The organism is Providencia zhijiangensis (assembly GCF_030315915.2).
GTDB classification, from domain to species: Bacteria; Pseudomonadota; Gammaproteobacteria; order Enterobacterales; family Enterobacteriaceae; genus Providencia; species Providencia zhijiangensis.
In genome coordinates this window covers 1,528,226-1,551,240 of sequence record NZ_CP135990.1, presented here as the reverse complement: position 1 = coordinate 1,551,240, position 23,015 = coordinate 1,528,226, and the positions used below count along the sequence as shown (strand labels likewise).

Sequence of the window (23,015 nt, the reverse complement as noted above, 5' to 3'; positions counted from 1 at the left end):
TATCTAACCAATTAATAATTAAGAAATAAATCTCATTCATGATAATATTTTTTATGTATTATTGAGTACATAAAAATAACACAAATTAATAAAGTGATATTCGGTTTAGTACCACATTCATTGAATGAGAATGAATAAATTAGATAAGTTATAAAGAATTGATATGAAAGATAAATATAGGATTGATACCCTCAAATAAACTGAGGGTATCAGAAGAAACAAACTGCTGATTATTCAAACAATACGGCAGTTGTTAAACGGGAGGTGCAACACAGTTGGTTTTTCTCGTTAAAAATTTCGATATTCCATACTTGCTGACGGCGCCCCAGATGAATCGGTTTGCATACGCCTCTCACCACACCTTCTCGCGCAGCACGAATATGGTTTGCGTTAATTTCCACACCAACTACACGTTGATCACCTTCACTGCATAGGTAGCCTGCGATTGAGCCTAAGGATTCAGCTAATACAACCGAGGCTCCACCGTGTAGCAAACCAAAAGGCTGTTTGGTGCGATGGTCGACTGGCATGGTACCTTCAAGGTAGTCATCACCAAAACCTGTAATTTCAATCCCTATATGGCCTAACATACAGCTTTCAGCCATCGCCGCCATTTGTTGCAAGTTAAATTGACGCTTCCAAATCATGAAACAATCTCCAGTAAGGCTTGAATTGGGTGTTTGATTGCCGTTTTTTCCATTCGTTTTACTTGGCTACGACAAGAATATCCCGAACTTAAGCAACGTTCTAGGGGCAGTTTTTCTATCGCAGGTTTCCACGACAGGTTGTAAATACCTTTTGAATTTTCAAGGTTAGCGACTTCATGACCATACGTTCCTGCCATTCCACAGCATCCAACACTCACGTTTGTGAGTTTACGCCCGTAACGGGAAAACAGTGTCGCCCATTGGTTGGCGCTATTAGGTAATGCCGTTGATTCGGTACAGTGGCCAAAGAGATACCAAGGCTGCTCATCCGTTCCGTCATTCTTGGTTTGTTCCGGTAATGAAATTAACCATTCATGAGCCAGCATTACCGTAAATTGACATTGTTGCTCACCTAAAATTTCATGGTATTCATCGCGATAACACAGTACCAATGCAGGGTCGACACCCACCATCGGTAATTGCAGTTTAGCAACGCGATTTAAAAAGTCCGATGTTTTACGTGCGGTTTTCGCAAAACGGCTTAAGAAACCTTTGATATGCTGCGCTTTACCATTCGGTGAGAATGGGAGTAACACGGGTTTATAGCCCAATTTTTCAATCAGGCGAACAAAGTCTACCACCACTTTGGCATCGTAATAGCTAGTGAATGGGTCTTGCACCACAAGCACATGATTTTCACGCTGGCTGGCAGACATGCCTTCAAGTTGCTCCAATGTCAGGGAGGTCGCCGAATGCCCTGATAACTCCTGTTTCAGCGTCGGTTGAGAAAATAACGGTAAATCCACCATACCAATGGTGTGCTCGCTAAGTTTCTGAATCACTGTTTGACGCAAGAAGAAGTTAAAAACGCCCGGCGCTTTTGACATCAACGGAGCGCTGGCTTCCACATTCGCCACAATATGGTCACGAACTGGTCGCAAGTAACGGCTATGGTACAGAGCAAGAAATTTTGCTCGGAAAGACGGCACATCAATTTTAATTGGGCATTGAGTCGAGCACGCTTTACAGGCTAAACACCCAGACATTGACTCTTTCACTTCATGTGAAAAATCATAATCCCCTTGCTTCGCCCGCCATGAGTTACGCGTTTTTTCAATCAATCCACGTAACGATGGAGACGCACTTTTCACACCTTTTTCAATTTGTTCTGGTGTGACGCCCTGCTCCGCCAATAAACGCAGCCATTCTCGAACTAACGTTGCACGACCTTTCGGTGAATGTACACGCTGACGGCTAATTTTCATCGATGGGCACATTTGGCTTTTCACATCAAAGTTGAAACAGAGCCCGTTGCCGTTACAATCCATCGCACCGCGGAACTCTTGGCGTATTTGAATTGGGATTTGACGATCGTATGTGCCACGTTTAGCTGCATCCACCTGTTTCATTGGGGCATCGACACCCGCTGGAGGGCAAATTTTTCCAGGGTTCAAACGGTTATCAGGGTCAAATGCCGCCTTAATATTGCGCAGTTCACCGTAAAGCACTTCACCAAAGAATTCTGGGCTATATTGAGCTCTGAAGCCTTTACCGTGTTCCCCCCACAATAAACCGCCATATTTTGCCGTCAAAGCAACAATTTCATCCGAAATTTGCTTCATTAACATTTCTTGCTGAGGGTCGCACATATCTAGTGCTGGGCGAACGTGTAAAACACCCGCATCTACGTGACCAAACATTCCGTAATTCAGTTTATGGCTATCCAATAGCGCTCTGAATTCCGCAATATAATCCGCAAGATGCTCTGGTGGTACGCAGGTATCCTCAACAAATGGGATGGGTTTCGCTGCACCTTTGCTGTTGCCCAATAACCCCACCGCCTTTTTACGCATATTATAGATACGGGTAATATCAGCAAGGTCATGACAAACTTGGTAGCCAATCACGCCCGCTTGATGGCTCGCCATCAATTCATCAAGGCGTTGGCATAAACTATCAGTCAAATGATTGATTTCGTCTTCATCATCGCCACTAAACTCAACAATGTTCAGCCCAAGCATCTCTTTATTCGGCACATCAGTGATCAGCGATTTTACAGAGTGCCAAACAATATCTTCTTTCGCGAGATTCAGAACCTTCGAGTCGACGGTTTCTACCGAGAGCGCTTGCGCCTGTACCATAAATGGTGCGTTACGCAACGCGGATTCAAACGAATCATATTTGACGTTCACCAAACGGCGTACTTTCGGTAGCGGCGTGATATCCAGAGTGGCTTCCGTTATAAACGCCAGCGAGCCTTCAGACCCCGTTAAAATTCGCGTTAAATCAAACTGAGTAAGGTCATCATTAAAAACATGGCGTAAGTCATAGCCCGTTAAAAATCGGTTTAGTTTTGGAAATTTTTCTTCGATTAACGAACGCTGTTCTAAGCAGCGTTCAAGAACGGTTTTATAGATACGCCCTTCGACTGAATCCTCTAACGCAATCGTTTGTGCGAGTTCGATAGGCATAGCGCGAGTATCGAGGCAAGCGCCCCCTAAAACCATCGCTTTGACACCTAAAACATGGTCTGACGTTTTGCCATATACTAAAGACCCCTGTCCAGAGGCATCAGTGTTGATCATTCCGCCCAATGTTGCTCGGTTACTTGTGGATAGCTCCGGAGAGAAAAAGTAGCCATACGGTTTTAGAAATTGGTTGAGTTGGTCTTTAATCACGCCAGCTTCAACTTTTACCCATCCCTGTTCTGGGTTGATTTCTAAAATTCGATTCATATAGCGGGACATGTCCACCACAATCCCTTCGGTGAGCGATTGTCCATTGGTGCCCGTTCCCCCGCCACGCGGCGTGAAACTTAATTCGCGGTATTTATCTTGCCCAGCAACGCGGGTAATAATTTGTACATCAGCGCTGGAACGAGGGAAGATGACGGCTTGTGGTAATAGCTGATAAATGCTGTTGTCAGTGGCCATGGATAAGCGCTCAGCGTAACTGGTGCCAGTATCACCAGTAAAACCTTGCTGTTGTAGCTCGTGCAGAAATTGGATAGCTAGCTGACTAAGATGTGGTGCTTCAGATATACGCGGGATCATTATTAATCATGACTCTTGTTGTTGAGTAATCGCATTTGTCGTTATGTACTATCTTTAGTTTAAGTAGCACAATAGGCACAAGGTTTATTGAAGTGTTCCCTCGCAGCCTGTAAAGATAGCGCATCTGCCGGTGACATTGTCAGTAAAACCATATCACAATATCGTTTCTTTTAAGCATGAAAAATAATTACGTTATTTTCACCTGTAAAAGCCCTAACCCCACAGAATTTTCATTTGTTAAGGATTGATCATTAATGGAAAAATCGCAAAAACGTTTGGATTTACCCAAACTCGTCCTGGGACTGCTCTCCATTATCTTTATGATAGCGACCTGTTTTTGGGTCTTAAGCCCATTTATTTTAGGATTCGTATGGGCGGGGATGATGGTGATTGCTACTTGGCCAATTCTCTTACGACTACAAGCACGTCTTTGGAATAAGCGCTGGCTTGCTTCACTGACCATGGTTCTATTGATCTTCCTTCTTTTTGTTATTCCAACCAGTATTTTGATTGGCAGCATAATTCAAAACAGTGCGCCGCTTATCGAATTAGCGAAGTCACCGGCTAGTATCACCTTGCCGGATTTAGAGTGGCTGAATCAAGTGCCTATGGTCGGAGAGAAACTTTATTACGCTTGGCACAGTTTAGTCGCGAGTGGTGGTAATGCGTTATTGGCTAAAGTTCAACCTTATTTCGGTCAAGCCGCAGGATGGTTTGCAACGCAGGCCGTTAGTGCCAGCCGCTTCTTATTCCACCTCGTATTAATGTTACTGTTTAGTGGGCTGCTCTATTATAAAGGTGAGCTTGTGACAATCGGTGTTCGTCACTTTGCCGTACGTCTTGCGGGCATCCGTGGCGACGCAGCGGTGGTACTTGCAGCACAATCTATTCGTGCAGTCGCACTTGGCGTGGTTGTTACCGCGTTAATTCAAGCCATTGTAGGTGGCGTCGGTTTAGCTCTATCGGGTATTAGTTACGCCGCCATTTTGACGGTCTTGATTTTTATCTGCTGCGTCGCACAACTTGGCCCACTATTAGTCATGGTTCCTTCCGTTCTATGGCTATTTTGGACTGGGGATACCACCTGGGCAATCATTCTCGGTGTCTGGGCGGCAGTGGTTGCCACAATGGATGGCGTATTACGCCCTTGGCTGATTAAAATGGGTGCAGATCTTCCCATGGTACTTATTTTAGTGGGTGTTATCGGCGGTATCTTATCATTCGGTATGATTGGCTTATTTATTGGTCCTGTGGTGCTGGCTGTCTCTTATAGCCTGCTCAAAGCGTGGATGAATGAAGTGGCTCCACCAAGTGAGAATTTAGAGGCCACCGAAAAATTCCTTGAAGAAGAATTCTTAATGAAGAAATAAATTTCATTTAATTCGAGAAAATATGTTTCATTTTGAACATATTTTCTCGTCTATCTATTCTCATTAATATTTAGAAACAATATTTAACACACTACTGTTAGTTTTTATCTTTAATTATGTTAATATTCCCCCCATCGAATGAATAATCATTTGGGAACAATAAGTAATATCTTATTAAGAGTGTTCCGAGTGATTAACTTATTTAAACAGTTTAATATATCCCTGTTAATATCTCTTCGATAACGAATTAATAAGTTATGTTATTTAATTTCTAACGTGACTTACTTAACCAAATTGCTGTGTGTAGTCTTTGCCTGTCAGCCCATGATAGGCTTTTTTTTTATCCCTACATCCCCCATCCCCAACTTTCACTATTACAGTGGCAATATAATATTCTAATTACTCTCCTTATACGTAATTACGCATAATTGGAGTAATGGATTTAATGGTTTTAATTATTTAATAACTTTTTATTTAACATTAATAATGAATCTATTTATGAGACTATAGTTTTATTTTGCTGAAAATCTGAATAATATATTATGAATATTTACGTAAATTAAACTTATATTAGGTTTAATTCTATTGCTGTAATAGGTTGCCTCTATATATAAACAAAGGTCGGTAAATAATAATTATTTACCGACCTTCTTATAATGAACAATCTAAAAATGAATAATTAAATTATTGATTTTCAGCGATTGTTAGCCAAGTTTGCACCACAGTATCTGGGTTCAACGATAGGCTATCAATGCCTTCATCTACCAGCCATTGTGCAAAGTCTTGGTGGTCTGATGGACCTTGACCACAAATACCGACATACTTGTTCTGACGCTTCGCAGCCTTGATCGCCATTGATAACATTGCCTTAACCGCATCATTACGCTCATCAAACAATTCAGATACAACACCCGAGTCTCTATCAAGACCGAGGGTTAACTGAGTCATGTCGTTAGAACCAATGGAGAAGCCATCAAAGTGTTCAAGGAACTGGTCAGCTAGCAGTGCGTTAGATGGGATTTCACACATCATAATCACTTTTAAGCCATTCTCACCACGTTTCAGGTCGTGTTTTGCCAGCTCAGCAACCACCGACTCGGCTTGTGCTACTGTGCGAACAAACGGGATCATCACTTCAACGTTAGTCAGACCCATCTTGTTGCGAACGCGTTTAACAGCTTCACATTCCAGTGCAAAACATGCACGGAAGCTATCCGACACATAACGCCCAGCCCCACGGAAGCCCAACATTGGGTTCTCTTCTTCAGGCTCATAAATATCCCCACCGACTAAGTTGGCATATTCATTGGACTTAAAGTCAGATAAACGTACGATCACGCGTTTTGGCCAGAATGCAGCGGCGAGTGTTGAAATCCCTTCAGTCAGCTTGCTAACGTAGAATTCAACAGGGTCGTCATAGCCGACCATCATATTGCGGATTTCTGCTTGTAATTCTGGCGTCTGAGCATCGAACTCTAACAGCGCTCTTGGGTGAACACCGATCATACGGTTGATGATAAATTCGAGTCTCGCTAAGCCGACACCTTCGTTTGGTAAGCAAGCAAAATCAAATGCACGGTCTGGGTTACCCACGTTCATCATAATTTTGACGTTCAAGTCAGGCATGTTATCCACTTCAGAGCTGTGAATTTCAAAATCTAATTTGCCATCATAAACGAAGCCAGTATCCCCTTCAGCACAAGAAATCGTGACCTCTTGGTCTTCTTTCAAACGCTCAGTTGCATCACCACAACCAACAACGGCTGGGATCCCAAGTTCACGCGCGATAATCGCCGCATGGCAAGTACGACCGCCACGGTTTGTCACGATAGCAGCGGCTTTTTTCATGATAGGTTCCCAGTCAGGATCCGTCATGTCCGTCACTAATACGTCACCCGGCTGAATTCTATCCATCTCACTTAAGTTATGGATAACTTTAACCGAACCTGCACCAATACGATGACCGATTGCACGACCTTCAACTAAGACCTGCCCTTGGTCTTTCAGTTGATAGCGTTCCATAACCTGTTGGTTAGAACGAACGGTTTCCGGACGCGCTTGAACAATATACAGACGACCATTATGACCATCTTTTGCCCATTCGATATCCATTGGGCGACCATAGTGTTTTTCGATCTGTAAAGCTTGACGAGCCAGCTCTTCCACTTCGTGATCAGCTAAAGAGAAACGATTGCGTAGCGCTTCTGGCACATCTTCAATCTTCACTTGTTTACCGTGCTCTTTACTGTCGGCATAGACCATCTGCAATTTTTTAGAGCCTAATGTACGACGTACAATCGCAGGCTTATTATTTTGTAGGGTTGGTTTATGGACATAGAATTCATCTGGGTTTACCGCGCCCTGTACAACCATCTCACCAAGACCATAAGCGGAAGTAATAAAGACAACTTGGTCGAAACCAGATTCAGTATCGATAGTAAACATAACACCGGAAGAAGCGAGGTCAGAACGCACCATTCTTTGCACACCCGCAGATAACGCGACGCCACGATGATCGTAGCCTTGGTGTACACGGTAAGAAATAGCACGGTCATTAAACAGCGACGCAAATACATGTTTAATGGCAACCAAAACCGCATCAATCCCTTGAACGTTGAGGAATGTCTCTTGCTGCCCAGCAAATGAGGCATCAGGCATATCTTCAGCGGTTGCTGATGAGCGAACAGCGAATGACGCTTCTGCTTCACCTTCAGATAATTGAAGGAAAGCTTCGCGAATATCCTGCTCTAATGCTGGCGTCAATGGGGTATCAATCACCCATTGGCGGATCTGAGCACCGGCTGTCGCCAGTTGATTCACATCATCAATATCCGTTTCATCTAGCAGGTTGTAAATACGCTGGTTTACACCGCTCTGCTCCAGAAAATCATTAAACGCCTGTGCGGTTGTCGCAAAACCGTTTGGTACGGATACACCAAGATCGGACAAGTTGGTGATCATTTCACCGAGGGAAGCGTTTTTGCCTCCAACACGGTCAACATCATTCATCCCTAATTGGTTATACCAAAGTACATTACACGGAGTAAGGCCATTTGTGGACATTGAAAGCGATCCTTTTATAGCAATTTAGTGACAGACAACAAATCGTAAAAAATCTCGTTGGCGAAAATTCGCCTCGCGAATAGACTAGCACAGACGTTATGGGAAGATGGACTGGTGAATCGTTCCATCAATTAATAAAATTTTTTTGTTCTAAAAATTGTTCAAAATTTGTCTATACTTCCCCCCATAAATGATTTTTAAATGTTTATTCACTTACAATATTTTCCAAAACTCAGAAAAAATACGATAAAAAGAAGCCAGTTATGAGCGAATTAAATTCTATGAGTAAAAATGCCAGTCAAGTCCAACGCACCGTTTTTTTCATCTCTGATGGTACTGCAATCACAGCTGAAACGTTAGGGCACGCCGTCTTATCCCAATTTCCATTATCCTTTATTTCTTACACCTTACCGTTCGTGACTACGCAAGCACGAGCGCTTGAAATTAAACAAAAAATCGACACTATCTATGCTGAAACAGACCTTCGACCACTGGTGTTTTATTCAATAATTTCCCCTGAAGTGAAAGAAATCATTACTCAAAGTGCGGGTTTTTGTCAGGATATCGTGCAAAGTTTGGTCGCCCCAATACAGAGAGAAGTCGGGCTAGAACCAGAGCCAAAACTTAATCGTACCCACGGGTTATCCATGCAAAATATGAATCAATATGATGCCCGTATTGCAGCAATTGAATATACCCTCGCTCACGATGATGGCATCTCATTGCGTAACCTTGAACAAGCGCAAGTGATCTTAATTGGCGTCTCTCGCTGCGGTAAAACGCCAACAAGCTTATATTTAGCGATGCAATTTGGCATACAAGCCGCCAACTACCCGTTCACTGCCGATGATATGGACAATTTACAGCTGCCTGCCGCATTACGCCCCTATACCCATAAACTTTTTGGTTTAACCATCAGCCCTGAACGGCTCGCGGCAATTCGTGAAGAGCGACGTGAAAACAGCCGTTACGCCTCACTTCGTCAGTGTCGTATTGAAATTGCTGAAGTAGAAGCTCTATTTAGACAGAATAAAATCAATTACTTAAATACTACCAACTACTCTGTTGAAGAAATTTCAGCGAAAGTGATTGATACGATGGGATTACAACGTCGTATTTTTTAACAAAATAAAATATAAAAAATTATTCATTCAACCCAAGTTGGTGGTTTGAATTTGAGCCAGTTTCGTTTATTGTGACCTTAGTCACTAATACGGCTGTACGAAATGGCTCAGCCGAGTAAAAGTTTTGAGAAATAAAATGCATAAAACAGATGAGTTACGAACTCAGCGAGTGGACAGTTTAATTACACCACAAGTGCTCGCTGAGGAATTTCCGATATCCCAAGCAATTGCCGATAACGTGACAGCGTCACGTAAAAGAATTGAAAAGATCCTATCCGGTGAAGACCTGCGCTTGCTGGTAATTGTAGGTCCTTGCTCTATTCATGATATTGATGCCGCAATTGAATACGCTAATAAGCTAAATACGTTACGTCAAAAATATCAAGATCGCTTAGAAATTGTCATGCGCACCTATTTTGAAAAACCGCGTACCGTTGTGGGCTGGAAAGGTTTAATTTCTGATCCGCATCTTGATAATTCATGTCAAGTAAACACCGGTATCCGTTTAGCGCGCAAGCTTTTGATTGAAGTTAATCAATTAGGGTTAGCAACCGCCACCGAATTCCTCGACATGGTGACGGGGCAATATATTGCGGACTTAATTAGCTGGGGAGCGATTGGCGCTCGTACCACTGAAAGTCAGATCCACCGAGAAATGGCTTCGGCGCTCTCCTGTCCTGTTGGTTTTAAAAACGGTACAGATGGCAATATCAACATCGCTATTGATGCTATTCGTGCAGCCAAAGCACAACATATGTTTTTATCGCCAGATAAGAGCGGGCAGATGACCATCTACCAAACCAGTGGTAACCCTCATGGGCATATCATTATGCGTGGTGGCAAGAAGCCTAACTATGAAGCGCAGTACATTTCACAAGCTTGTGAAAAATTAAATGAATTTGGTTTAGCTGAGCATTTAGTGGTGGACTTCAGCCACGGTAACTGCCAGAAAATTCATCGTCGCCAATTAGATGTGGCACAAGATATCGCTCAACAAATTAAGCAAGGTTCCACAGCAATTAGTGGTGTGATGGCAGAAAGCTTCTTAAAAGAAGGTAATCAAAAAATCTGTGCAGGCCAACCTCTAGTTTATGGTCAATCGATTACCGATCCATGTTTAGGTTGGGAAGACACCGAACAGTTGATTGAAATTCTGGCTGACGCGGTTAACTTCCGCTTCAAATAAGTCTCGCTGTCCACAGCCAAGATAAGCGTTTTAAATTGTATTATAATCTAAAGCGCTTATCTCCATTCCTCGCCCAAATAAGTCACTATCAATACATTCATTCAACAATATAATTGCCTTACAATCTCAATTATTTTAATATTATTAACCGAAAAACACTTGATACCGTCATTTTATTAACGATAATGATTCTCGTTTTTAACTATATGCTACCCATAGATAATTTTTTTATTATCTTGGCTGCTAGAATCATATTACTCAGGAAAGGATTTCCTAATGGCGCTTACATTGAGATCAGCATCAACTTCAGGTGCTTCACACAGCAAAGTATTTTCTTTATCAACATTAACCGTCGCCCTTGCTATGACTGGGTTCAATACTGCAAGTTTTGCCGCCGACGATATCATTCACGTCACCACCACTCCATTGAGCCACGAAAAGTTTACCGTTGCTGAGCAATTTGAGGTGATTGACGCAACCGCACCAGAACAACAAACCGCCACATCTGCGCTCGACCTATTAAAAGGTCAGGCTGGTATTTTTGTGACGGGTGCAGGCAGTACCTATGGACAGTCAGTGCAAATGCGAGGCTACGATTCACGTGGCGTAAAAATTATGGTAGATAATGTGGTTCAGGATTTTAATTCTGGCCTATTCGATGCCACACTGATTGATCCCTCACTGATCAGTAAAGCCTATGTGCATAAAGGCGCATCTTCTGTACAACACGGCAGCGGCGCGCTTGCTGGTGTTATTTCCCTTAAAACCCTCAGCGCTTCAGAAGTGTTAGCACCTGGACAAAATTTCGGGGGGCGCTTGTTTAGTGGTATCAACCGTAATGATCATGGTTATTATGCGGGGGGAACATTACTTGGGCGCAGTGATTCTGTTGATGCCCTACTCAGCTATAGCCAACGCAAAAAATATTTAATGGCATCAATTGATTCAGCCCCTTTTGATAACCAAGAAAAGATCCATAATTGGATGTTTAAAACCACCTGGATGGCAAACCCTGCTTATCACCTTGGATTACAGCTGAGAGAGTATCGCAATGATGGGCTAAGCCTTAAACAACCGGCTTCCGTAGATACAAAGAAACAGATGTTCCCAAATACCCCAACTCAACGTAATGCTCATCAGCGTGATATCCTCATTAATCAGGCTTTTAAACCGACAAACAAGCTTCAATGGGAAGGTGAATGGGATATTTATTATACTGATCTCAGCCTAAGCCAATTAGATTTAGTTAAAGCCGCTAAAAAACCAACGGAGTATGGTGCCGAAAGTCGTAATCAATATACCTATGGTTCTAAATTTTCAAACCACTTTACTTTACCTGTATCGAGCTGGGCATACAGCAATATTCAAAGTGGTATTGAACACTATCAACAAAAACAAAAACCGAATCAATATGCAATTAGCTATCCACCCACAGAGTTATCAAATACCTCCGGTTGGCTAAACAATGAACTCACGTTTGCCCATGTGCCTGTGACGCTTTCAGCTGGAACGCGTTTTACACAATATAGTGTCAATCGCGATGGTTTTGCCAAAAGCAAACATACCAATTGGTCTTCACGTTTTGCTATTAGCGCGACACCAACGCATTGGCTAAGTCTTCATTCCTCGTATGCCGAAGGCTATCGCGCGCCAAGAATGGCGGAGTTGTACAATAACTCACTTCACTTTTCCACCAAATGGGCTGGCACTTCAATCTTTAGAACGTCTCCTGATTTAAAACCAGAAACCAATAAAACTACAGAAGCAGGCCTAAAACTCAGCTTCGACGATTTTGTGGTAACGGGTGATACGCTCAGCTTTGGAACAACCTATTTCCATACTAAAGCTCATAACTACATTGCGATGCATAGCCAATATAAAAGGAAAGTGAACCGCGATTTATATTATGTCTGGTTCCCTGAAGAAATTTTCTATGCCAATGTGCCATCGGCCACCATTACTGGTTTCGATAGCTTTATTCACTATCAGTCTCAGTGGTTTGATTTGAGCCTCAACCATAATTTAACCTCTGGAAAAGAAGATTTAGAAAATCACGCTCTTTCTTCTATTCGACCTGAATCGATGATGATTAAATTCAATGCACCTATAGCGAACACCGGAATTAATGTGGGCTGGACTGGCGAATTTGCCGCAAGAACAAAAATTACGGGAGATAGTACCTATAAACTGCCTGATAGAAAAAATTCTAACGATCTAGACCGCTACCGCCGTGAGATTTTCCAGCGGGCTGGTTATGGCGTTCATGATTTTTACGTAAACTACAAAGCCGACCAATTTGTCAAAGGGCTCAATACTACCCTAACCCTCAAGAATGCGTTTGATAGAAACTATGTCTCTTCTATGGACGTGCCTCAGGAAGGTCGTAATTTTTATTGGAACGTCAGTTATCAATGGTAATTAATAAGTAACTACATATTGAAATCAGGTTCATTTATCCCAATCTTAAATTCCATGGGTAAATGAACCTTTCAATACACGCACTATCGTTAAGAAAACAATTCACTTCGGAATTTCCTGTTAATTGTTATATTGTCTTGAAGTATTTTGTTCATTATTGCATCAAATAAAATTTCAATAATTTACTTGGTTAATAAAATAGAACAGCACCAACAATAAATTTGAATAAGTCTATTGGCAGCTTAAATAAAGCTATATTCACTCACAAAAACAAACATAACTAATTGTATTTTATTAGCAATTAACATTCATTCATGTATGTTTAGTTTTTCGCATTTTAATGAAAACTATCGTAACAATAGTTATTCTCATTCAAAAACCGCACGATTAGCCTATCGATATATCGGAAAAAAGGAAGAATAGACCATAATTTCATGAGTTATTATTAGTTATTAATGAACAATAGCCTACTAGAGTAGGAGGTAGATATGTCAGAAAGTGTAGTCAATGAAATCATTAGATGGCTTGAAAGCCAATTACAACGTAATGAAGGCATCAAAATTGATACTATCGCGGATAAAAGCGGGTATTCGAAATGGCATTTACAGCGTGTATTTAAAGAGCTTAAGGGCTGCACACTAGGTGAATATGTTCGTAAACGTCGCCTATTAGAAGCGGCTAAATCATTACGCGAAGGCAACTTACCTATTCTCGATATCGCGTTGCAATATGGCTTTAGCTCACAAGCGACATTTACCCGTATTTTCAAAAAACACTTTGATACTACCCCTGCTAAATTCCGTCAAGCAGGTGAGTTACCAGAATGCAAAACCTTTATGACTTGCAATTGCCATCATTAAGCGCGCATTAGATTTTCGTTACACCCTCAAACACCCATTCCAACGAAATCTATTTTTTGAGCCGATAAATAATCGGCTCTTTTTTTATCTCAGTTCGTTCACCAACCAACCTTCTAAATCTGCAAATTGTTCAGTCAATTCTGGCCACAATACGGTCATTTTTGCCATCAACTGACGCACAGTTTCCGTTTGATAGGCTTGCCCCACGAGTTGCTGACTTAACCACTCCAATGGCGATGGTTCGAGACTGTCGGTGAAAAATTGGCAGCGCGTTATCACGCCTTTTTCAATATCAAAGTGGAATTCAATACCGCCCCATGGGAATCGAGTATCTGCCATATGACTAAAAGCAGGCGCTTGCCCAAAGTTCCATTCCCAGCTACTTTGCTTCGCGAATGTTTCTGCGAAATTAGGTAAATCAGGGAGTTTTTCCGGTGAGATATGTTCCGGCTTGACGGTTTCACTATAATAGCTAAAGAAACTATTTATGATCCCTTCACACACTTTTTCATGGGAAATATCAGGTACTAGCTCATTTAAGTTGGCAACGCGAGAACGTACTGACGTAATCCCTTTGGCTTGCAGTTTCTTAGGATCGGGATTGAGGTAGTTTGCTAGACGACTTAAATCGGTATTAATCAATAAAGTGCCATGGTGGAAGCCACGATCTTTAGTTTCACGGTAGGCTGAGCCTGAAATTTTTCTCGGGCCATTTTCGGTTTCAAGAACTAAATCATTGCGCCCAGATATTTCTGCGTGGATCCCGACTTGTGCCAGTCCATCCACAATAATTTGTGTTGAGATGGTTTTATCATATTCGGGTTTTCCTGCCATAAAAGTAAAACAGGTGTTCCCTAAATCTTGAAATACAGCCCCGCCACCACTGCTACGACGCGCTAACCGAACATTATCTTGTTCCATTTTACGGGTGTTACACTCTTTCCATGGATTTTGAGCACGACCGATGACCACGGTATCGGCATTACGCCATAGGAACATCACGCGTTGGTTGGCGGACATTTGGCGAAAAATAGTCTCTTCTACCGCTAAATTAAACCAAGGGTCGAAGGATTCAGAGATAAATAAACGTAATGTAGACATTCGGCTATCCTAAAAGCAAAACTTGCTCCTAAGATAGCATAATCACTGAAGAATTAATGAGGAATGAAACGAAATTAGATACGCCGAGCCTGCCAAAACACTTTTCGCCAATAGCTATTATCCATCGATGAGCGTATTACGCCTTTACTGGTGGATGCATGGATAAATGTGTTGTCCGTATCGTAAATCCCAACATGCAGGCCGTTTTCCCCTGATCCCGTTTTGAAGAATACCAAGTCACCCGGCATTAAATCCGATTTATCAATCCGCGTACCTAAACGCGTTTGGTCAACCGTCGTACGGGGGACTTCAATCGCAAACCGGTCACTAAATGTTCGATAGACAAAACCCGAGCAATCCACACCGTTTTGGCTCATGCCACCATAATGATACGGCGTACCATACCATTGGCTTAGCTGGTCTTTGAGTTGAGCGATAGTCATGATTGGATCAGACAATTGGGTTTTCATTGGCGGTGCTGATGTCCGTTTTACGGATGAAGAGCAGCCAATCAACACGAGGCAACACAGCAATGGTAGGTGTTTGAGATTCACTATCATAGCGTACCTTATAGATAACCCGTAGGTATAGATAACTAAAAAACAATCACCTTAAGTGATATCCTAATACGCGAGACTATAATGTACAACGCGCAGAAAATAAACACCTAAGGCTAATTATCTGATGCTATTTAGCTTTTTTGGTTAAAGGCTTGGAAGGTCGACTGATCAGCCATACGCCTAACAGAATAAACGCTATCCCCGCGGCTTTTAATCCAGTGGCAGGCTCATTGAACCATGGAAGCACCACTGCCAGTATATAAACAAACACATAGCTGAGACTGATAAGCGGGTAGGCTTTATTGAGCGCAATGTATTTTAACGCGAATAACCAGCACAACATTGATAACGCATAACAGACTAACCCGACAAAGATAATCCCTAAACTTGCCGCATTATCTGCTAGCCATTCTAGCTGCAACCAGTGCCAACCTAGAGAGAACGATGGAAGTTCCACAACTCCCGCTTTCAGACTAAGTTGTGCGACGGTGACTAATAGCGCGCTACCGAGTACCCATAAGTATCCTTTATTCATACACTTATACTCATCAGTAGTATCCCTATCATGATTGAGGCAACCCCAAGCCAGTGGTTTAGTCCAGTTTGCTCATGGTAGACAAATTGCCCTATCAATGTGACCAAGACGAAATTAATACTGAGCATCGGGTAGGCAATACTGAGTGGCATTGTTTCCAATAACTTTAGCCAAAACAGCATTCCCAATCCCAGCATTAATACCGCCAGCACCAACCAACGAATGGCAGATGCGGCTTTATTATGTTTGTCTCCTTGCCAAGTGACGACCGCTTGCTTTTGGGCAATTTGCCCAATGCAAGTCAACACACTGACAAGGAGTAATAGAAGTAATTGCGCTATCATTGTTTATGGTAAACTACTATTGCCATACGGGAATTCTTAATGACTTCATCCGGCTTAGGAATGTCTGGCAAACCTTCTTTTTTACCTAACAAGAACACCACGGTGACCTGCCCTTCTTGGCGAGCTTTCGCTAGCCATGCCGCAAATTCATTCGGTTTAACCAAACGATGCGCACTGTCCGGGTATTCCAAGCCATAGGTTAATTCACCGCTGCTATTATAGAGATAAATATTGGAATTTTTGGTTTCCCATGCCAGTCCCGCAGCCACTCCAACGTTACTTGCCATCAAATACTGGCTGTTCATCAAAAGATCATGATTTTGATGAATAAAATTCTGCGGTAACTTCGAGTCAATCGTGTTATTTGGCAATGCGCTACCAATACATAAACTGACTGCCAATGAGCAAGACGCCGCCCATAACCAGTATTTTGCATTCAGTACCGTGCAGAGATAACCGATGATCGCCCAAATCGAAAATGCGACAACACCCAGTACCATTTTTGACCATTCATCATGCTCATATAGGGGCTTTTTGATCACACTGCTGACAATAATCACCGCGATCACGGCTGCAATCCCGATAACAATGTTAATAATTCCGTTAGCTTTCAATGCCTTCATGGTGCCATTGCGTACACAATCCACACCATATTTCGCCATTAATAGCGCCAATGGCGCCATAAACGGCAGCATGTAAGTCGGTAATTTTCCGCGTGAAACACTGAAGAAAATCACCGGCACCACAAACCAACATAATAAAAAGAACATATCCGGGCTAGATTTACGCTCTTTCCATCCTTTAATTAAAGAGCCAGGTACTAAGCCCATCCACGGAATAGCCCCAAGCAAAATAATCGGAATGTAGTACCAGAATGGCGCGACGTGCTGAGCATCATCCGCCGTAAAGCGTTTCACATGCTCAACCCAGAAGAAGTAATTCCAGTAATCCGGTTCTTGTTTGGCTATTGCCAATGCCCATGGCAAACTAATGATCACCGCAGTAATAATCGCTAATGGACCATATTTGAGCATTTCAAGAAAACGTTTTTGATACAAGGTGATAGGTAGCATCACGATAACGGGAATGGCTAAGGCTAAAAAGCCTTTGGTCATGAATGCCATACCGCAAGCCAAGCCAAGAGCTCCCCACGCGGCGAGTTTGGTTTTAACCTCTCGAGCTTTCATTGCCCATAAGCAACAGAACATACTGGCGGCTATCCATAACGATAGCATCGGGTCGAGAACGCTGTATGTTCCTACTGCAAACACCAAAAACATCGAAATGTAGATGAAGCTTGCCACATAAGCAACATGGCTATTACGCCACATCATTTTTGCCATGCGGTAAACCAACAGAGTGCTCAATAAAATACAGAAGACAGAACCGAAACGAACTGCAAAGTTTGTGTCACCAAAAATCATTTGGCTAATATTATTGATCCAATACCCCGCCACTGGTTTTTCAAAGTAACGAATATCCAGCATGTACGGCACAATCCAGTCGCCGCGTTGTAGCATTTCGCGACTGATTTCCGCATAACGGGTTTCATCCGGCTGCCAGAGTAAACGGCTGTTTAACGGCAACAAATAGGTCAAGACAAAAAAAAGAGCCAGCAGAGAGGCTCCTACTTTGCTCGCTCGGTTATTCAACATGGGTATTTTATTCCTCTTCTTGGCAGCCCAGCCAACCTTCTCGTCCCGGGAATGGGGCGCGAACCACTCTTCCTTTTGGAAGCGTATTGATGTCTTCAGGCAACAATTCACTCAATGTACAGAATTGGATTTCTTCTTGCTTAATTCGTTCCAATAATTGTGAAAATTGTTGTGACTTTGACATTCCTTCCACTTCCGTATGGATAGTGTAAACAGGAACACCTTGGTCATCTTTGATTGCTTGAAGAATAAAATCATTAAATTCTTCGTCCGCTACCACTGTACCAACGACTTCATCATAGGTCGGTAACGTCACAGGAATTTGCACTGTTCCCAACGAACCATCACGTAGAATAGGTCTAAATGGGAACTTTCCACGGCAGTCGCTGTTGTAGTCAAAATTAAACCCTTGTTTAACTTCGAGTACACGCTCGTCACCACGCCACCCTGCTACCGCTGAACAAGTGACTCGTTGACCTGTCGCGTTGTGCAGTGCGTCGACACCCAATTTCACTTGTTCAGTGAGTTGAGCCTCGCTCCATTTAGCCACTTTGGCTTGCCATCCTTGATGATCCCACGCATGTAAGCCGACTTCATGCCCAGCGTCCAAGGTTTGTTTCATCAAATAGCCTAAATCTTTGGCGATTTTTTTACCTGGCCACGCAGTACCCGCCAGTAAAATATCTAAACCATACAAAGATGCCGCATTCGACCGTAGCATTTTCCACAGAAATTTAGGACGCAAAAGGCGCCATAAATGGCGCCCCATATTATCGGGTCCTACACTGAAGAAAAAGCTGGCCTGAATATCATGCTCTTTGAGCACTTTAAGTAATTGAGGAACCCCTTTCAATGTACCTTGATAGGTGTCCACATCGATTCTCAAGCCAACTTTTTTCATTATTTTTTGCTTTCCAGCTCTTCTACAGCACCCTGTAAGAAGAAGTCTAATGTTTCTTCAATGGTATCTTTCATGTCGATAGTCGGAACCCAGTCAAGTAAACGACGTGCGTTTTCAACACTTGGTTTACGATGCTCAACGTCTTGGTAACCTTGACCATAGTAGCTCGCGCTTTCGATTTCACGGAAGCCAGCAAATGGAGGGAATTTGCTACGAGCTGGGTGTTTTTCGAAGCTTTCTAACAGCATTTCCGCTAACTGACGAATACTTGCTTCGTTAGTTGGGTTACCGATGTTGATGATTTGACCATCACATTTGCCGTCTTTGTTTTCAATGATGCGGAACAGTGCTTCGATACCATCTTTGATATCTGTGAAGCAGCGTTTTTGCGCACCACCATCGACTAACTTGATTGGTGAACCTTCAACTAAGTTCAGGATCAGCTGAGTGATTGCACGTGAGCTACCAATACGCGCAGAGTTCAGGCTGTCTAAACGTGGTCCCATCCAGTTAAATGGACGGAATAAGGTGAATTTCAGACCTTCTTTCGCGCCGTATGCCCAGATAACTCGGTCAAGTAACTGTTTAGATACAGAGTAAATCCAACGTTGTTTGTTGATTGGACCAACGATCAGACGAGATTCGTCTTCATCAAACTCTTTATCATCACACATACCATAAACTTCAGAAGTTGATGGGAAAATGATGCGTTTGTTGTATTTCACGCAGTAACGAACAACTTTCAGGTTTTCTTCGAAGTCTAATTCGAATACACGCAGTGGGTTACGGGTATATTCGATTGGTGTCGCGATAGCAACCAGTGGCAGAATAACGTCACATTTTTTGATGTGGTATTCAATCCACTCAGTGTGGATGCTTACGTCACCTTCGATAAAGTGGAAACGAGGGTTACCAATGAAACGTTCAATTGCAGATGAACCAATATCCATACCATAGATATCGTAGTTGTCATCTTGCAACAGGCGCTCAGTTAAGTGGTTACCGATAAAGCCGTTCACACCTAAGATAAGAACACGTTTACGACGCTTAACTTGCGCAGTTGGTTTAGCACCAACGCGAACGTCAGTTACGATGCCCATTTCGTTAGCCAGACGGTTGCCTTGCATGTACAGACCAGTTTCGCTTTGACCGCTAACGATTTCCAGTGCGCCTTGACCACATGCGATACGCAGTGGGTCGCTAGATAATACGGTACCCGCAGCTTTACCTTGGTTATCGTCTAATACACGAGCACGCCATACGATCATTTTACGTGCACCTAAATAGGTGAACGCGCCTGGGTATGGTTCAGTCACTGCACGGATCAGGCAGCTAATTTCTTTCGCGCTGCGGCTCCAGTCGATTTGACCATCATCAGCACAACGACGACCGAAGTAGCTTGCTTGGCTCTCATCTTGAGCAACAGTTTTGTAGCTGCCCGCTTCGATTAATGGCAGAGTTTTATCTAACAGAACTTCTGCTGCTTCACGGACTTTCGCATGCAGAGTCAGGGCAGTATCAGTATCCGTGATAGCCACTTTTTCTTGCGCTACGATATCGCCAGCATCAGCTTTAGCAACCATTTTGTGCAGCGTTACGCCAGTTTCACTTTCACCATTTAACAGTGCCCAGTTGATTGGTGCACGACCACGGTATTTAGGCAGTAAAGAACCGTGCAGGTTGAAAGCGCCTTTCGGTGCTAATGCTAACAGTTCTTCGCTTAACATATCGCGATAGTAGAAAGAGAAAATCACATCGGGTTTCATCTCACGAATACGTTCAATCCACAGTGGGTGGTTAACGTTTTCTGGAGCGAAAACAGGAAGTTCCATATCTGCACTGACACGAGCTACAGAAGAGTAAAAGTGGTTTTCATTTGGATCATCAGTGTGTGTAAATACTGCCTGAATATCAAAACCCGCTTTCTCAAGCGCTTTTATCCCTACACAGCCAATATCATGATAGGCAAAAACAATAGCTTTCATTAGTTTTCTTCCTGATTTTTGTCGGTTTTAAGGTCTGCACCGACGACTTTTTGAATAAAATAACGAGGTCTCGCGCGCACATCATTATAGATCCTACCGATGTATTCGCCCAATAATCCCATAGCAACAAACTGCGCGCCGATAAACATAAAGAGTATCGCAAACAGTGTAAATACGCCGTCAGCTGCCCAGCTCGCACCGAACAGTAAACGTAAAACAATTAACAACACTGCCAGCACAAAGCCGCCAGCAGCGATAATGCTACCAACCACGCTTAACAAACGCAGAGGCGCCGTCGTTAAACAAGTTAATAAGTCATACATTAAATTAATCAGCTTCATAAAGCTGTATTTTGAATCACCAAACTCGCGCTCAGCATGCGCTACATCAATTTCGATGGTTCTACGCGCAAAGGTATTCGCTAAAATAGGAATAAATGTGCTGCGTTCATGGCATTGAAGCATCGCTTCAATGATGTGACGGCGATAAGCGCGCAGCATACAACCATAGTCACCCATTGAACGACCAGTCGCCTTGGTGATCATTGCATTGATCATTTTTGACGCCGTTTTGCGGAACCATGAATCTTGACGATTAGCACGACGAGTACCAACAACATCATAGCCTTGAGCCGCTGTTTGTACTAAACGAGGGATCTCTTCCGGTGGGTTTTGTAAGTCCGCATCAAGCGTGATAACTAAGTCGCCATCCGCTTGATTGAAACCCGCCATGATCGCAGAGTGTTGACCATAGTTGCGGTTTAAAATGATCGCAATCACATGGTTATCTGGATTTTCAGCCGCTTCAACCAACATTTTTGCAGAACGGTCGCTACTTCCATCGTCAACTAGAATTAACTCATAAGCTTGAGTCAGTTGTTTACAGGACTTAATCGTACGTTCTAACAGTTGAGGCAAACTTTGCTCTTCGTTATAAACAGGGATTACCACTGAGACTTTTTTAATCTCATCAAATTCATCAGCTAATGACACTATTTTGACTCCAAAAGGACTGTATTAATCGCACTTACTACCCGTTCAACATCCGCGTCAGTCATGTCTGGGAACAGAGGCAATGAGCAAAGCGTTGCACTATTCCATGTTGATTCTGGCAATGACAGCTCTGGGTATTTTTCGCGGTAATATTTTTGTGTATGAGCCGCACGGAAATGTAATCCCGTACCAATATTATGCTCTTTTAGCTTCTCCATAAATGCATCGCGGTCAATGCCACACACAGATTCATCAACACGTACCATAAATAAGTGGTTAGCGTGTAAATGTGGGTATTCTGGCACAGATAACATTTGTAATGGAGAGTCTTTTAGTAACTCACGGTAGCGTGCCGTCAATTCAGCTCGACGCTGGTTTAAATACTCAACGCGGGATAATTGTACTACTGCAATCGCCGCATGAATATCAGATAGGTTATATTTGAAACCTGGCTCAACCACTTCGGCTTGCGGTTTACGGCCTTGCATTTGGCGATCAAACGCATCTACACCTAAACCATGAAATTTTAATGCACGAACACGCTGAGCAAGTGCATCATCGTCAGTGGCGACTAGACCACCTTCAGCACAGGTTACGTTTTTGATTGCATGGAATGAAAAAATGGCAGTGCCCTTCTCACCAATCCACTCATTTTTATAACGTGTTCCGACCGCATGAGCCGCATCTTCAATGAGGTAAACACCTGCTTTTTTCGCGATGGCACGCAGGGCATCTAAATCACAAGGCGCACCCGCATAATGAACAGGGATAATTGCCTTCGTTTTGCTCGTTAAGGCTTTTTCTACTGCTTCTGGCTGAATCATGAGGGTATCACGATCAACATCAATCATAACTGGCGTTGCACCTAGCAGCTCAATCATATTGATAGTTGAAACCCATGTTTGTGACGGAGTGATAACCTCATCACCTGGACCGATACCCAGCGCCATCAAAACAACATGCATACCTGCAGTTGCCGATGCAAGGGCAATCGCATGCTTGCAACCATAACGTTTACAAAAATCTTCTTCTAATTGATGATTCTGTGGGCCTGTAGTTATCCAGCCTGAACGCAGAACGTTTTCTACTGCCTTAACCTCTTCATCCCCGATTGCTGGTTTTGAAAACGGAAGGAAATTGCTCATATTGTCTGTAGCCTAGTTTCATTATGAATAGGATATTCTAGTTAAAATTACTTTAACCGAACCTCAACACCAGTCA

Annotated in this window: 17 protein-coding genes; 5 read left to right on the top strand and 12 right to left on the bottom strand. The window is 42.9% G+C overall.

Annotated features, from left to right (window positions below):
• Window positions 1-230: 230 nt before the first annotated feature.
• Together QS795_RS07030 and ydiJ are read right to left on the bottom strand one after the other, a co-directional pair.
• Window positions 231-647, bottom strand: a complete 417-nt coding sequence (locus QS795_RS07030; RefSeq protein ID WP_036950426.1) for a hotdog fold thioesterase — start codon at window positions 645-647, stop codon at window positions 231-233.
• Window positions 644-3,700, bottom strand: a complete 3,057-nt coding sequence (gene ydiJ, locus QS795_RS07025) for a D-2-hydroxyglutarate dehydrogenase YdiJ (RefSeq protein ID WP_154638918.1) — start codon at window positions 3,698-3,700, stop codon at window positions 644-646. The genes QS795_RS07030 and ydiJ overlap by 4 nt, the downstream gene beginning before the upstream one ends.
• Window positions 3,701-3,954: 254 nt before the next feature.
• On the opposite strand from ydiJ, the gene ydiK reads away from it, so the two are divergent.
• Window positions 3,955-5,070, top strand: a complete 1,116-nt coding sequence (gene ydiK / locus QS795_RS07020; protein ID WP_036950431.1) for an AI-2E family transporter YdiK — start codon at window positions 3,955-3,957, stop codon at window positions 5,068-5,070.
• Window positions 5,071-5,754: 684 nt separating this feature from the next.
• Here the strand turns inward: ydiK and ppsA are convergent.
• Window positions 5,755-8,133: a phosphoenolpyruvate synthase gene (ppsA, locus tag QS795_RS07010; protein ID WP_154604008.1), complete on the bottom strand. Its 2,379-nt coding sequence runs from the start codon at window positions 8,131-8,133 to the stop codon at window positions 5,755-5,757.
• 281 nt (window positions 8,134-8,414) lie between these two features.
• Here ppsA and ppsR point away from each other — a divergent pair, with 281 nt between their 5' ends.
• The 4 genes from ppsR to QS795_RS06990 all read left to right on the top strand — a co-directional run bounded on the left by ppsR (window position 8,415) and on the right by QS795_RS06990 (window position 13,721).
• Window positions 8,415-9,257 carry a posphoenolpyruvate synthetase regulatory kinase/phosphorylase PpsR gene (gene ppsR, locus QS795_RS07005; RefSeq protein WP_154604422.1) on the top strand — a complete coding sequence of 281 codons (843 nt, stop codon included), beginning with the start codon at window positions 8,415-8,417 and terminating at the stop codon, window positions 9,255-9,257.
• Window positions 9,258-9,393: 136 nt separating this feature from the next.
• A complete protein-coding gene (locus tag QS795_RS07000) occupies window positions 9,394-10,443 on the top strand; it encodes a 3-deoxy-7-phosphoheptulonate synthase (RefSeq protein WP_154604009.1) in 1,050 nt (349 codons plus the stop codon).
• 276 nt (window positions 10,444-10,719) lie between these two features.
• Entirely contained in the window at window positions 10,720-12,861 is a 2,142-nt protein-coding gene (locus tag QS795_RS06995; RefSeq protein WP_286269478.1) for a TonB-dependent receptor domain-containing protein, read from the top strand.
• Window positions 12,862-13,349: 488 nt separating this feature from the next.
• Window positions 13,350-13,721 carry a helix-turn-helix domain-containing protein gene (locus QS795_RS06990; RefSeq protein ID WP_006813273.1) on the top strand — a complete coding sequence of 124 codons (372 nt, stop codon included), beginning with the start codon at window positions 13,350-13,352 and terminating at the stop codon, window positions 13,719-13,721.
• Window positions 13,722-13,805: 84 nt separating this feature from the next.
• Here QS795_RS06990 and QS795_RS06985 read toward each other — a convergent pair whose 3' ends face one another.
• The 9 genes from QS795_RS06985 to arnB form a co-directional block, all read right to left on the bottom strand.
• Window positions 13,806-14,822 (bottom strand): lipoate--protein ligase, encoded by a 1,017-nt coding sequence (locus QS795_RS06985; RefSeq protein WP_286269473.1) that lies wholly within the window; start codon window positions 14,820-14,822, stop codon window positions 13,806-13,808.
• A 74-nt stretch (window positions 14,823-14,896) separates the two neighbouring features.
• On the bottom strand, window positions 14,897-15,382 hold the full coding sequence (locus QS795_RS06980; RefSeq protein ID WP_286269472.1) for a C40 family peptidase: 486 nt from the start codon (window positions 15,380-15,382) through the stop codon (window positions 14,897-14,899).
• A gap of 127 nt (window positions 15,383-15,509) precedes the next feature.
• Window positions 15,510-15,917, bottom strand: coding sequence for a 4-amino-4-deoxy-L-arabinose-phosphoundecaprenol flippase subunit ArnF (gene arnF, locus QS795_RS06975; protein WP_154604013.1), 408 nt, complete (start codon window positions 15,915-15,917; stop codon window positions 15,510-15,512).
• On the bottom strand, window positions 15,914-16,261 hold the full coding sequence (arnE, locus tag QS795_RS06970; RefSeq protein WP_154604014.1) for a 4-amino-4-deoxy-L-arabinose-phosphoundecaprenol flippase subunit ArnE: 348 nt from the start codon (window positions 16,259-16,261) through the stop codon (window positions 15,914-15,916). Before arnE ends, arnF begins: the two co-directional genes overlap by 4 nt.
• Window positions 16,258-17,916, bottom strand: a complete 1,659-nt coding sequence (arnT, locus tag QS795_RS06965; RefSeq protein ID WP_318627104.1) for a lipid IV(A) 4-amino-4-deoxy-L-arabinosyltransferase — start codon at window positions 17,914-17,916, stop codon at window positions 16,258-16,260. Before arnT ends, arnE begins: the two co-directional genes overlap by 4 nt.
• A gap of 7 nt (window positions 17,917-17,923) precedes the next feature.
• Window positions 17,924-18,817, bottom strand: coding sequence for a 4-deoxy-4-formamido-L-arabinose-phosphoundecaprenol deformylase (gene arnD / locus QS795_RS06960; RefSeq protein ID WP_154627934.1), 894 nt, complete (start codon window positions 18,815-18,817; stop codon window positions 17,924-17,926).
• Window positions 18,817-20,802 (bottom strand): bifunctional UDP-4-amino-4-deoxy-L-arabinose formyltransferase/UDP-glucuronic acid oxidase ArnA, encoded by a 1,986-nt coding sequence (gene arnA, locus QS795_RS06955; RefSeq protein WP_108479020.1) that lies wholly within the window; start codon window positions 20,800-20,802, stop codon window positions 18,817-18,819. The genes arnD and arnA overlap by 1 nt, the downstream gene beginning before the upstream one ends.
• On the bottom strand, window positions 20,802-21,794 hold the full coding sequence (gene arnC, locus QS795_RS06950; protein WP_036950457.1) for an undecaprenyl-phosphate 4-deoxy-4-formamido-L-arabinose transferase: 993 nt from the start codon (window positions 21,792-21,794) through the stop codon (window positions 20,802-20,804). The genes arnA and arnC overlap by 1 nt, the downstream gene beginning before the upstream one ends.
• Window positions 21,794-22,939: a UDP-4-amino-4-deoxy-L-arabinose aminotransferase gene (gene arnB / locus QS795_RS06945; protein WP_154604017.1), complete on the bottom strand. Its 1,146-nt coding sequence runs from the start codon at window positions 22,937-22,939 to the stop codon at window positions 21,794-21,796. The genes arnC and arnB overlap by 1 nt, the downstream gene beginning before the upstream one ends.
• Between the last annotated feature and the right edge of the window lie 76 nt (window positions 22,940-23,015).

Bases quoted from the DNA above. Each gene is read 5' to 3' on its own strand.
- QS795_RS07030 (WP_036950426.1), bottom strand. From the start codon at position 647: ATGATTTGGAAGCGTCAATTTAACTTGCAACAAATGGCGGCGATGGCT.
- ydiJ (WP_154638918.1), bottom strand. From the start codon at position 3,700: ATGATCCCGCGTATATCTGAAGCACCACATCTTAGTCAGCTAGCTATC.
- ydiK (WP_036950431.1), top strand. From the start codon at position 3,955: ATGGAAAAATCGCAAAAACGTTTGGATTTACCCAAACTCGTCCTGGGA.
- ppsA (WP_154604008.1), bottom strand. From the start codon at position 8,133: ATGTCCACAAATGGCCTTACTCCGTGTAATGTACTTTGGTATAACCAA.
- ppsR (WP_154604422.1), top strand. From the start codon at position 8,415: ATGAGTAAAAATGCCAGTCAAGTCCAACGCACCGTTTTTTTCATCTCT.
- QS795_RS07000 (WP_154604009.1), top strand. From the start codon at position 9,394: ATGCATAAAACAGATGAGTTACGAACTCAGCGAGTGGACAGTTTAATT.
- QS795_RS06995 (WP_286269478.1), top strand. From the start codon at position 10,720: ATGGCGCTTACATTGAGATCAGCATCAACTTCAGGTGCTTCACACAGC.
- QS795_RS06990 (WP_006813273.1), top strand. From the start codon at position 13,350: ATGTCAGAAAGTGTAGTCAATGAAATCATTAGATGGCTTGAAAGCCAA.
- QS795_RS06985 (WP_286269473.1), bottom strand. From the start codon at position 14,822: ATGTCTACATTACGTTTATTTATCTCTGAATCCTTCGACCCTTGGTTT.
- QS795_RS06980 (WP_286269472.1), bottom strand. From the start codon at position 15,382: ATGATAGTGAATCTCAAACACCTACCATTGCTGTGTTGCCTCGTGTTG.
- arnF (WP_154604013.1), bottom strand. From the start codon at position 15,917: ATGAATAAAGGATACTTATGGGTACTCGGTAGCGCGCTATTAGTCACC.
- arnE (WP_154604014.1), bottom strand. From the start codon at position 16,261: ATGATAGCGCAATTACTTCTATTACTCCTTGTCAGTGTGTTGACTTGC.
- arnT (WP_318627104.1), bottom strand. From the start codon at position 17,916: ATGTTGAATAACCGAGCGAGCAAAGTAGGAGCCTCTCTGCTGGCTCTT.
- arnD (WP_154627934.1), bottom strand. From the start codon at position 18,817: ATGAAAAAAGTTGGCTTGAGAATCGATGTGGACACCTATCAAGGTACA.
- arnA (WP_108479020.1), bottom strand. From the start codon at position 20,802: ATGAAAGCTATTGTTTTTGCCTATCATGATATTGGCTGTGTAGGGATA.
- arnB (WP_154604017.1), bottom strand. From the start codon at position 22,939: ATGAGCAATTTCCTTCCGTTTTCAAAACCAGCAATCGGGGATGAAGAG.